The organism is Nocardioides bizhenqiangii (assembly GCF_034661235.1).
In the GTDB taxonomy this organism is placed as follows: Bacteria; Actinomycetota; Actinomycetes; order Propionibacteriales; family Nocardioidaceae; genus Nocardioides; species Nocardioides bizhenqiangii.
This window is the reverse complement of sequence record NZ_CP141059.1, coordinates 1,782,969-1,792,500: the sequence shown is the minus strand read 5'-3', so window position 1 is coordinate 1,792,500 and position 9,532 is coordinate 1,782,969. Positions and strand designations below refer to the sequence as shown.

The 9,532-nt window shown below is 71.1% G+C and carries 12 protein-coding genes and 1 tRNA gene (1 of these 13 running past the window's edge); 7 read left to right on the top strand and 6 right to left on the bottom strand.

Annotation, left to right across the window (positions count from 1 at the left end; genetic code table 11):
- Positions 1-61 carry the beginning of a tyrosine--tRNA ligase gene (tyrS, locus tag SHK19_RS08720; RefSeq protein WP_322938417.1) on the bottom strand. It extends 1,211 nt beyond the left edge of the window, so the window shows 61 of its 1,272 coding nt (coding positions 1-61); the start codon lies at positions 59-61; the stop codon falls past the left edge of the window.
- 148 nt (positions 62-209) lie between these two features.
- Here tyrS and SHK19_RS08715 point away from each other — a divergent pair, with 148 nt between their 5' ends.
- Entirely contained in the window at positions 210-1,667 is a 1,458-nt protein-coding gene (locus tag SHK19_RS08715; RefSeq protein WP_322938416.1) for a serine/threonine-protein kinase, read from the top strand.
- A gap of 11 nt (positions 1,668-1,678) precedes the next feature.
- Here SHK19_RS08715 and SHK19_RS08710 read toward each other — a convergent pair whose 3' ends face one another.
- Together SHK19_RS08710 and SHK19_RS08705 are read right to left on the bottom strand one after the other, a co-directional pair.
- Positions 1,679-3,040: an ATP-binding protein gene (locus tag SHK19_RS08710; protein ID WP_322938415.1), complete on the bottom strand. Its 1,362-nt coding sequence runs from the start codon at positions 3,038-3,040 to the stop codon at positions 1,679-1,681.
- Positions 3,033-3,716: a response regulator transcription factor gene (locus SHK19_RS08705; RefSeq protein ID WP_322938414.1), complete on the bottom strand. Its 684-nt coding sequence runs from the start codon at positions 3,714-3,716 to the stop codon at positions 3,033-3,035. The genes SHK19_RS08710 and SHK19_RS08705 overlap by 8 nt, the downstream gene beginning before the upstream one ends.
- A gap of 79 nt (positions 3,717-3,795) precedes the next feature.
- On the opposite strand from SHK19_RS08705, the gene SHK19_RS08700 reads away from it, so the two are divergent.
- Positions 3,796-4,152 carry a PepSY domain-containing protein gene (locus SHK19_RS08700; RefSeq protein WP_322938413.1) on the top strand — a complete coding sequence of 119 codons (357 nt, stop codon included), beginning with the start codon at positions 3,796-3,798 and terminating at the stop codon, positions 4,150-4,152.
- Positions 4,153-4,161: 9 nt separating this feature from the next.
- Complete coding sequence (locus SHK19_RS08695; protein WP_322458170.1) at positions 4,162-4,977, top strand: hypothetical protein; 816 nt, start codon at positions 4,162-4,164, stop codon at positions 4,975-4,977.
- On the opposite strand, the gene SHK19_RS08690 is transcribed toward SHK19_RS08695, so the two are convergent.
- Together SHK19_RS08690 and SHK19_RS08685 are read right to left on the bottom strand one after the other, a co-directional pair.
- Positions 4,971-6,032: a DNA adenine methylase gene (locus SHK19_RS08690; RefSeq protein WP_322458169.1), complete on the bottom strand. Its 1,062-nt coding sequence runs from the start codon at positions 6,030-6,032 to the stop codon at positions 4,971-4,973. The genes SHK19_RS08695 and SHK19_RS08690 overlap by 7 nt on opposite strands.
- Positions 6,033-6,067: 35 nt before the next feature.
- Positions 6,068-7,033, bottom strand: a complete 966-nt coding sequence (locus SHK19_RS08685; RefSeq protein WP_322938412.1) for an NAD-dependent epimerase/dehydratase family protein — start codon at positions 7,031-7,033, stop codon at positions 6,068-6,070.
- 153 nt (positions 7,034-7,186) lie between these two features.
- On the opposite strand from SHK19_RS08685, the gene SHK19_RS08680 reads away from it, so the two are divergent.
- From SHK19_RS08680 to SHK19_RS08670, 3 genes are all read left to right on the top strand, one after another.
- Positions 7,187-7,525, top strand: a complete 339-nt coding sequence (locus SHK19_RS08680; protein ID WP_322458167.1) for a response regulator transcription factor — start codon at positions 7,187-7,189, stop codon at positions 7,523-7,525.
- Between the two features lie 186 nt (positions 7,526-7,711).
- Positions 7,712-7,954, top strand: coding sequence for a hypothetical protein (locus SHK19_RS08675; protein ID WP_322938411.1), 243 nt, complete (start codon positions 7,712-7,714; stop codon positions 7,952-7,954).
- A gap of 22 nt (positions 7,955-7,976) precedes the next feature.
- Positions 7,977-8,606, top strand: a complete 630-nt coding sequence (locus tag SHK19_RS08670; protein WP_322938410.1) for a VOC family protein — start codon at positions 7,977-7,979, stop codon at positions 8,604-8,606.
- An 11-nt stretch (positions 8,607-8,617) separates the two neighbouring features.
- Here SHK19_RS08670 and SHK19_RS08665 read toward each other — a convergent pair.
- Positions 8,618-8,694, bottom strand: a tRNA-Ile gene (locus SHK19_RS08665).
- A 70-nt stretch (positions 8,695-8,764) separates the two neighbouring features.
- Here SHK19_RS08665 and SHK19_RS08660 point away from each other — a divergent pair.
- Complete coding sequence (locus SHK19_RS08660) at positions 8,765-9,532, top strand: PIG-L deacetylase family protein (RefSeq protein ID WP_322458164.1); 768 nt, start codon at positions 8,765-8,767, stop codon at positions 9,530-9,532.

The following is a 9,532-nucleotide window of genomic DNA, read 5'->3' as shown; positions in this document are numbered from 1 at the left end:
TGGTGTGGGCGAGCAGGCCGCGCCACTCCAGGTCGTCGAGGAGGTTCGGGTCGACGGACACGGTGGTCCTTTCTCTGCTGGGACAGGTGCCGAGAGGCACACAGCACCCTCCAAGCCTGCCGTATCGACACCCGGACTGCCCAACGGGTGGAACGCCGCTCGATGTCCGGAGCGGTCAAGACAGCGCGGCTGGGTACTCTCCCAACGAGATGAGCAGCATGAGGGTGGCCGACAGGTATGCACTCGACCGCGAGATCGGACGGGGCGGGTCGGGTGCGGTCTGGCTGGCCCGGGACGAGGTCCTCGGCAGGGCGGTCGCGATCAAGCGGATCGGGCTCCCGCCGGGCGCTTCGACGTACGACGTCTCCCGCGCCGAGCGGGAGGCGCGTATCTCCGCTCAGGTCAACCACGCCAACGTGGTGTCCGTCTTCGACTTCGTCAACGACGGCGAGCACACCTGGCTGGTGACCGAGTACGTCGAGGGCACGACGCTCGCGCAGCTCATCCGCGATCGCGGCCGGCTCACCCCCGCGGAGGCGGCCCCGATGCTCCTGCAGGTCGCCGACGCGCTCGCTGCGGCGCACGGGATGGCGATCGTGCACCGCGACGTCAAGCCGTCCAACATCCTGATCGCGCTCGACGGCACCGCGAAGCTGTCCGACTTCGGCATCGCGCGGGCGGTCGCGGACGCCTCGCTCACGCAGACCGGCCTGGTGACCGGGTCCCCCGCCTACATCGCGCCGGAGGTCGCCACCGGCGCGGCGGCGACGACAGCCAGCGACGTGTGGTCGTTCGGAGCGACGATCTACCACGCTCTCTCGGGTCACCCGCCCTACGAGGCCACCAGCGGGGAGAACGCCGTGCTCGGCGTGCTCTACCGGGTCGCACACGAGCCGCCACCGCGGCTCCGGGGCGGGGGCTGGCTCGCACCGCTGCTCGAGGCGACCATGGACCACGACCCCGACAACCGGCTCACGATGGACGACGTCGCGGCCTACCTCCACGCCGGCCCGCAGGGCACGGCCGACAGTGCCCCGGCCGGCCCCGGCACGCAGGTGCTCCCTCTGGTCGCGGCCGCGCCGGACCCGCCGGACGCGCCGACCGACGACAACCCGACGTCGACCGCGGTCGCAGCCGCCGCCTCGAGCTCCACCTCGACCCGTACCCACCCGTGGAAGCTGTGGCTGGCGATCGGCGGCGCGGCCGCGGTGCTCGTGCTCGCCGCGATCGGAGCGATGCTCTTGCTCGGCGGTGGGGACGACGATCCCCAGGACGACGCGGCGGGGCTGCCGAACACGACGACTGACGCCAGCTCGGACAACGAAGCCGCCACCGAGCCCGGCGACGAGACGACCGACTCGTCGCCGTCGGCCGACGACCTCGAGTCGTTCGCGTCGTCGTACGTCTCCACCGCTGCCGACGACCCGGACGCCGGCTTCGCGCTGCTGACGCCGGACTACCAGGCGCGCAGCCCGGAGTACGCCGAGTTCTGGGGTTCGGTCAGCAACCCCGAGATCCTCGAGGTCTCGGCCGATCCGGACGACCTGACGGTCACCTACACGTACAAGTACGACTTCCCCGGCTCGGGCAACCTGACCGAGCGGGTCACCCTCTTCCTGGTGCAGGACGGCGACCAGCTGCTGATCGACAACGCGGTCAGCGGCTGACCGGCTCGAGGTCAGGGCCGGGCGGCCGCAGGAAGGCTCATCCGTACGACGGTGCGCCCGTGCTCGCGGGCGATCCCGATGTCTCCGCCGTGGGCCCGGACGATCTCGTCGACGATCGCCAGGCCGAGGCCCGCCGATCCGTGGCTCCCCGCGAACCTCTCGAACGGCCGCTCCTCCGTGAAGCCCGCTCCTTCGTCGCTCACCTCCACGACGACCTCCTTCGAGCCGGCCACGACTCGCACGTCGACGTCTCCCGCGCCGTGCTTCAGCGCGTTGTCGACCAGGTTGGACACCACTCGACCTAGTCGGTCGGGGTCGCCGGCGACCCGCGCGGACCGGTCGCCGCTGATGGAGACGGACCGGGACGCGACCTCGGCGGTCGCACCGAACCGCTGCACGACGGCGGCGGCGAGCTCTGCGATGTCGAGTGCTTCCGTCTGCAGCTGGAGGTGACCGGCGTCGGCCCCCGCCAGCGCCAGCAGGTCCTCGCTCAGCGCGATCAGGCGGCGTACCTCCTCCTCGGCCGAGCGCAGCGCTTCGCGCAGCTCCTCGGGGGTCCGGCTCCCCGAGAGCGCGAGCTCGACCTCCGTCAGCAGCAGCGCGAGCGGGGTGCGCAGCTCGTGGCTCGCGTCCGCGACGAAGCGGCGCTCCCGGTCGAGGCCCTCGTCCAGCCGGTCGAGCATCGCGTTCAGGGTCACCGCGAGCCGGCGGAGCTCGGCCGCCGACGGTACCGGCAGCCGCTCGCCCGCACTGCGGGAGGAGATCGTCGCCGCCCGCGCGCGCATCCGCTCCACCGGACGCAGCCCGAAACCGGCAACCACATAGCCGAGCAGCCCCGCCAGCGCGAGCGCGACCGGGCCGCTGATCAGCAGCTGGCGGCGGACGGTGCTCACCGCCTCGTCTGCGTGCTCGCTCTCGATGGCGAGGACCACGACCTGGTCGCCGAAGGACTTCACGAGCACGACCACCGGCTCGTTGTCGACCTCGAGGTCCTCTTCTCCACGGCGGGCCTCGAAGAGGTCGTCGAGCACGCGGATCCGGGTCTCGCTGTAGCCGTCGCCGACATCGGCCGGGACCAGCTGCTCGATGACCGCCGTCGACGACGCCACGATCTCGCCGTCGGCGGACATCATCTGCCCGTGGATGTCCCCGGCGAGCTGCGCCACCGCGTCTGCCCGCTCGCTCGACGGCGTCGCGGCCAACCCGTCCATCTCGCCGTCGAGCTGGTCGCGGAGCCCCCCTTCGAGGGTGTTCTGCACGCGCAGCTGGACGAACAGCCCGAGCGCGAGCATGGCCAGTGCCGTCGTGGCCAGGAACGCCACGGCGACCCGGGCCCGGAGCGACCACCCGAAACGGTGGCCGTGGTCAGTCACCGGCGCTCCCCGTGAGCCGGTAGCCGAGTCCGCGGACGGTGCGCAGCGAGTCGGCGCCGAACGGGCGGTCGATCTTCTCCCGCAGGTAGCGCACGTAGACGTCGACGACGTTCGACGACGTCTCGTGGGTGTCGCCCCACGCATGGGTGAGCAGCTGGTCGCGGCTGAGGGTCTGCTCCGCCCGTCGCATGAGGGCTTCGAGCAGGGCCAGCTCGCGGGCTGACAGCTCGATCTCGACGTCGCCACGCCACACCCGACGGGAGGCGGGATCGAGTCGCAGGTCGCCGACCTCGAGCTCGGTCGGCCTCGGGACCGGCCCGCGACGGACGAGGGCGCGCATCCGCGCCAGCAGCTCGTCGAACACGAACGGCTTGCCGAGGTAGTCGTCGGCACCGCTGTCGAGGCCGGTGATCCGGTCGGCGACGGCGTTGCGTGCGGTCAGCATGAGCACCGGGGTCCAGATCCGCGCGCGGCGGATCCGTCGGCACACCTCGTAGCCCTCCATGTCGGGAAGGCGTACGTCGAGGAGGATCACGTCGTACCCCTCCTCGTCGGAGGCAGCGTCGACGGCCTCCTGTCCCGTCCCGACGATCGATACGTTGTCGCCTCGCTCGGTCAGGCCACGAGCGACCAACCGGGCGAGCTTCGCCTCGTCCTCCACCAACAGCACGCGCACGACCCAACTCTAGGGATGTCGATGAGGTGTGGATGAGAGCCTCACCGTGCCCTCATTCAGGAGTCCTAGCGTCGATTGCATGAACACATCAAGGATTCCCCGCAAGGTCGCCCTCGCGGCCGGCGCAGCGCTTGCACTCGCCGTGATCGCCGGTGGCGGCACCGCCTACTCCCTCTCCGACGGAGACGACGACGACACCCAGCGGCCGATCCCGGCTGCGGACCGCGAACAGGCCGAGGAGGCCGCCCTTGCCGAGACCGGCAGCGGTACCGTGACTGAGACCGAGGTCGACGACGAGGAGAGCAAGTACGAGGTCGAGGTGACTCTCGACAACGGCACCCAGGTCGACGTCCAGCTCGACGAGGACTTCAACGTCGTCTCCTCCGACAACGACGGCACTGAAGACGGGTCCGGTGACGACGCCGGCGACGACTGAGGACTGACCATGAACCTTGGGGCGGCCGGGCTCGCCGCAGTGATCCTGTCGGCGGTGCTCGGCGGCTGCGGAACCGATGACGACGGCGCAAAGGACCCGGCCGCTCGCAAGTCCGATCGTCCGTTGAAGCTCCCCCAGGCGGACGAGCCGTTCAAGCTCGATCCGGCCGGGCTCCGACCGGAGGTCACCAATCCCTGGTTCCCGCTGGTGCCCGGGACCCGCTGGACCTACCGCGAGGTGGACGAGGACGGCGAGGTGCTGGAGGTCGTCGTGACCGCGACCTCCCAGACGAGGACGATCGCGAACGGCGCCGAGGCACGGGTCGTCCGGGACACGGTCACCCTCGACGGCGAGATCATCGAGGACACCCTCGACTGGTACGCCCAGGACGGGCTCGGCACGGTCTGGTACCTCGGTGAGGACACCGCCGAGTTCGAGGACGGCTATCTCGTGAACCACGAAGGCTCTTTCGAAGCAGGCGTCGACGACGCGCTGGCCGGCGTGATCATGCCCGCCACCCCCACCGTCGGGCAGTCCTACCGGCAGGAGTACTACGCCGGTGTCGCCGAGGACAACGGCGAGGTGCTCGCGCTGGACGGTACGGCGACCGTGCCGGCCGGGTCGTACGAAGACCTGGTGAAGACCGCCGACACCAACGCGCTGGAGCCGGACGTGCTCGAGCACAAGTTCTACGCCCGCGACGTAGGTGTGGTGCTGACCATCGACGTCGGGAGCAAGGCCCGCGAGGAGCTGGTCTCCGTGACGACCGTGTCCGACGCCGAGGCCCGCCGCGCCGGCACGGCGCCACTCGGGTCGCCCTACTGAGCGTCGTCGGCAGCGGCGACGGCCGCGTCGACCCGGTCGGCCGGACCCGCGACGAAGACGTACTCGACGTTGCGTCGCCGGCCGACCTCACCGACCCGGTGACCGGCCGGGTTGTGGATGCCGATCAGCGCGCCGACGTACCTCTTGCGGTCGAAACCGAGCAGCCGGACCTGGTCGTGGCCGGCGTCGCGCAGCATGGTGGTCATCTGCTCGGCGGTGATCCAGGACTCGTCGTTGTAGGACACCACCACCACATCCGCGCGCACCCGGCCGAGCAGGTCGCCGAGGGCGGCCGGCATCGTGCGCCGGCTGTTGAAGACGCTGCGCGTGTGGTCGTCGCGACTGTCGACCCGCTTGCAGGCGACGCCGTAGAACTCGGGTGCGTCCCAGCGGATCAGCGTCTCCCAGATGTGGTAGTTCGTGAAGTAGCGGTGCTGGTTGTAGGGCGGGTCGACGTAGGCCAGGTCCACCGGACCGACCTCGTCGACGACACGGCTGGCATCGCCGTGGATCGTGGTGCCCCGCCCCGGCAGCAACGCAGGTCGCTCTAGCCGCAGGTCGCGGTGCGAGCGCGGCGCCCACTGCTTGAGGTAGGCCATCTGCACGCCGGTCGTGGAGTCGACCCGGTCCGCCGCCAGCATCAGGCTGGTCAGCAGGATCGGCCGCAGGGGGTCACCCGGCGGGTGGTCGCGCTCGATGGCGTCGCGGATCGCGTCGACGCGGGCCCCGTTGCCGGGCTGGAAGAATCTCGACCGCTCGCAGAACGTCTCGGTGAAGTAGCCGGGGGCACCCGGGAGCGCGTCGAGCCGGGCGAGGGCGGTGTCGAGCTCGCGTTCGTCGACGGCCGTCGCGTCGGTGGCGACGTAGCAGTCGCTGAGCACCGCCGAGTACGTCGCCAGGTCGCTCGCCGTGACCTCGATCCCCCGCCTCTTCAGCTCCTGCGCGACCCGGGTCGTGCCCGTGAAGAGGTCGAGGGCGGTGCGCGCGCCGGCCGCCACCGCGAGCTCCCCCAGCACCGGCACCAAGGTGCGCTTGGAGCCGAGGTACTTGATCACACGGGGAGCGTACGGCGGCGGCGGCCTCGTGTCGGTCAGGCGCGAGCGTGCCAGGCGGCGAGCAGCTCGCGCTCCCGGTCGCGGCCGACGCCGGTGACGGTCGCGTCCGGGTGGTCGCGCAGCCAGGCGAGGGTGTCGCGCGCCGTCTCCTCGAGGGGGCGGAGGGTGAGGCCCGCGTCCAACGCGGGCTCGACGAAGTGGTGCATCATCCCGTCGTAGTCGGGGCGGGGCAGCCAGAGCGGCACGGCGTCCGGACCCATCCACGGCTCGACCCCCTGGTCGGCGAGGAAGGCCTGGTCGAGCCACGTGAACGTGGCGTCCGGGCCGCACGCCTCGAGCAGCTCACCGATCGACGTAGGCCGGCCGACCCCGTCGAAGTCGCCCTCGGTGCCCGCCTCGGCGAGGGTGACGATCCAGGCCGCGAGGTCGCGGACGTCGATGACCTGGACGGTGTCGGACGGGTCTCCCGGCGCCAGCACCTCGCCGCCGTCGGCGAGGCGGGCGGGCCAGTAGGTGAACCTTCCGGTGGGGTCTCCCGGGCCGACGATGAGCCCGGGCCGGACGATGGCCGCCGACGCGGTCCCGTCGCGCACGATCTGCTCGCAGGCCACCTTCATCGGTCCGTAGGCCTCGGGGTCGGCGGCGAGGTCGACGTCCTCGGTGATCGGCTCGCGCAGGGGCACCGTGCCGGGGCCGCCGGGGGTGGCGTCGTCGGCGTAGACGTTGATGGTCGACACGAAGACCCAGTGCGCGCCCGGGACCGCGCCGACTGCTCGTCGTACGTGCGAGGGACGGCGGGAGACGTCGACCACGGCGTCGTACTCCCCTGCCAGCGCCTCCGGTGGCTCGTCGTCACGGTCCCAGGGCAGCAGTGTCGCGCCGTCCGGGACGTCGCCGGAGACCCCTCGGCAGGCGCAGGTCACGTCGTGGCCACGCCGCAGCGCCTCGGCCGTGACCTCGCGGGACAGGAACACGGTGCCACCGAGCACGAGGAGTCTCATGGGCCCACCTCATCCGAGGGCCGCGCGAGGGACAAGCGATTCCGCGCAGAGCAGAAGCCAACGCTGCGATCGCTGCGAAATGAAGGGTTTCCCCTGATTCGCCCCCGCTCGTTCCTTCGTAGTTTCAGTGCACCACCCCACGAGGAGACGACGATGAGCGAAACCATGCGCAGCACCCTGGCGACGTACGGCGTCCACCACCGCCGCCACCTCCAGGTCGTGCAGCCCGCCGCGCCGTCCGCCGGGTCGACGCCCTTCCCCACAGCTCAGGCACCCGCGCCCGCCTGGGCCCACCGCCTGTCCAACCGCGAGGTCGAGGTCCTCCAGTGCATCGCGGCCGGCCTGTCCACGACCGAGATCGCCGAGACGCTGTTCATCTCCGTCGCGACCGTGAAGAGTCACATCGCCCGGCTGATCATGAAGGTCGAGGTGCGCGACCGGCTGCAGCTGGTCATCGTGGCCTACCGCTCGGGCTTCATCCAGCTGGGCTGACGACTGCCGCAGGGTTAGGCACAGCCAGCGCGGGTAGTGCACTGGCAGCCGCTCCCACTAGCTTGGCCATCTCGGGACGGTTAGGCCTCGGGCGCTGACAAAACAGCCGGCCGGGGCCGCCACCATCTCGGGTCCTGGCTCGACAGGACTAGCCCACCTAGTCATTTCGGACTATCTTCCGGTCCCATGGATGACGCCGAGGAGCGGACCAGGTCGGTGATCGCTCAGGCGTTCGACCGGTACCGCCAGTACCACGAGACCCTCGCTCCCGACGAGCTCGAGCGCGTCGAGATGCTCGGCCGCCTCGGCCGCGAGGTCGCGAGCGAGCTCGGCGGAGAGGTCAGCAGCGCAGCCGTGCCGCAACGGGACGGACTGGTGCGGGTCTGCCTCTGGTACGCCGCGGCAGCGCCCCTCCCCGAGCCCGCCTGACCGGCCACCGAGGCGCAGCTGGTTGCTGCGGAGCGTCATGCTGATCGACCACCTCATCTATGCCCACCCCGACCTCGACGTCGCCGTGGCCGACCTCTATCGCGAACTCGGTGTCGAGGCCGGCGGTGGCGGCAAGCACCCGGGCCGGGGCACCCACAACAAGCTGGTCTCGTTGGGGCCGAGGACCTACCTGGAGCTGATCGCCCCAGACCCCGGCCAGCCACCCCCGGCGACGCCGCGGCCGTACGGAGTCGAGGGCATCACCCAGGGCGGTCTCGTCGGATGGGCGATCGCGGTCGATGACATCGAGGCTGCCCGAGCATCCGCGCGGTCGCACGGCTTCGACCCCGGCCCCGTGACGGATGGGCAACGGGAGGACGCAACCGGAAGGCTGCTGCGCTGGCGGGTGACCGCGAACGCCCAGGTCGCCGGCCTGATCCCGTTCCTGATCAGCTGGGGAGACACTCCGCATCCGGCCATCGATGCGCCGACCGGCCTCAGCCTGATCTCGCTGTCGGTGGAACATCCCCGTCCGACCGAGATCAGCACCGCCTTGGCGGCGATGGGCGCCGACGTGGAGGTCCGCCGAGCACCCCACCCCGCGCTCGTGGCCCGGATCGACGGCCCCCGTGGTGAGAGGGAGATTCGCTGACGGACCACGGGTGGTGGGGCGGGTGGGGCTCGAACCCACGACCCAAGGATTATGAGTCCTCTGCTCTGACCGACTGAGCTACCGCCCCTCGAACATCGGAGCCTATCGACCCGCGTTGCTGGTTCCCCGAACGACCGCCGCGATGCCATGCTCGGCCCATGGACGAGACGCCTCCCCCGCTCAAGCCGCTCCCGGAGAACTGGGAGCGGGCCCTCGTCGTCGTGGCCCACCCCGACGACGTGGAGTACGGCGCCGCCGCCGCCATCGCGCGCTGGACCGGCCAGGGCAAGAAGATCAACTACGTCATGGTCACCAGCGGTGAGGCCGGCATCGACGGCATGCACCCCGACGAGTGCCGGGCGGTCCGCGAGGCCGAGGAGATCGCGTCCGCGGAGATCGTGGGAGTCGACCAGGTCGAGTTCCTGGGGTTCCCCGACGGCGTGCTGACCTACGGCCTCGAGCTGCGGGCGGCCATCGCCAAGGTCGTGCGGCAGCACCAGCCCGAGATCGTGATCACCGGCAACTTCCGCGACACCTTCGGACCGGGTGCTCTCAACCAGGCAGACCACATCGCCACCGGGCGCGCCGTGCTGGACGGCGTTCGCGACGCCGGCAACCGCTGGATCTTCCCCGAGCAGCTCTCCGATGACCCCGACGGGTTGAAGCCGTGGGGCGGCGTCCGTGCCGTCTGGGCCAACGGCTCACCGGACGGCCGGCACGGCGTCGACGTCACGGACACCTTCGAGAAGGGCGTGGAGTCGCTGGAGGCGCACAACGCCTACATCGAAGGGCTGGGCTGGGAGGGCTGGAGCGCGCGCGAGTTCCTCGAAGGCATCCTGCGTCAGGGCGGCGCCCGCATGGGTACGACGTACGCCTCGATGTTCGAGGTCTACTCGCTCGTGTGGGGCGGCACCGAGGAGGGCTGA

What these genes read in the sequence shown, in the direction of transcription:
- SHK19_RS08715 (WP_322938416.1), top strand. Translation starts at nt 210, where the DNA reads ATGAGCAGCATGAGGGTGGCCGACAGGTATGCACTCGACCGCGAGATC.
- SHK19_RS08700 (WP_322938413.1), top strand. Translation starts at nt 3,796, where the DNA reads ATGAACACATCAAGGATTCCCCGCAAGGTCGCCCTCGCGGCCGGCGCA.
- SHK19_RS08695 (WP_322458170.1), top strand. Translation starts at nt 4,162, where the DNA reads ATGAACCTTGGGGCGGCCGGGCTCGCCGCAGTGATCCTGTCGGCGGTG.
- SHK19_RS08685 (WP_322938412.1), bottom strand. Translation starts at nt 7,033, where the DNA reads ATGAGACTCCTCGTGCTCGGTGGCACCGTGTTCCTGTCCCGCGAGGTC.
- SHK19_RS08680 (WP_322458167.1), top strand. Translation starts at nt 7,187, where the DNA reads ATGAGCGAAACCATGCGCAGCACCCTGGCGACGTACGGCGTCCACCAC.
- SHK19_RS08675 (WP_322938411.1), top strand. Translation starts at nt 7,712, where the DNA reads ATGGATGACGCCGAGGAGCGGACCAGGTCGGTGATCGCTCAGGCGTTC.
- SHK19_RS08660 (WP_322458164.1), top strand. Translation starts at nt 8,765, where the DNA reads ATGGACGAGACGCCTCCCCCGCTCAAGCCGCTCCCGGAGAACTGGGAG.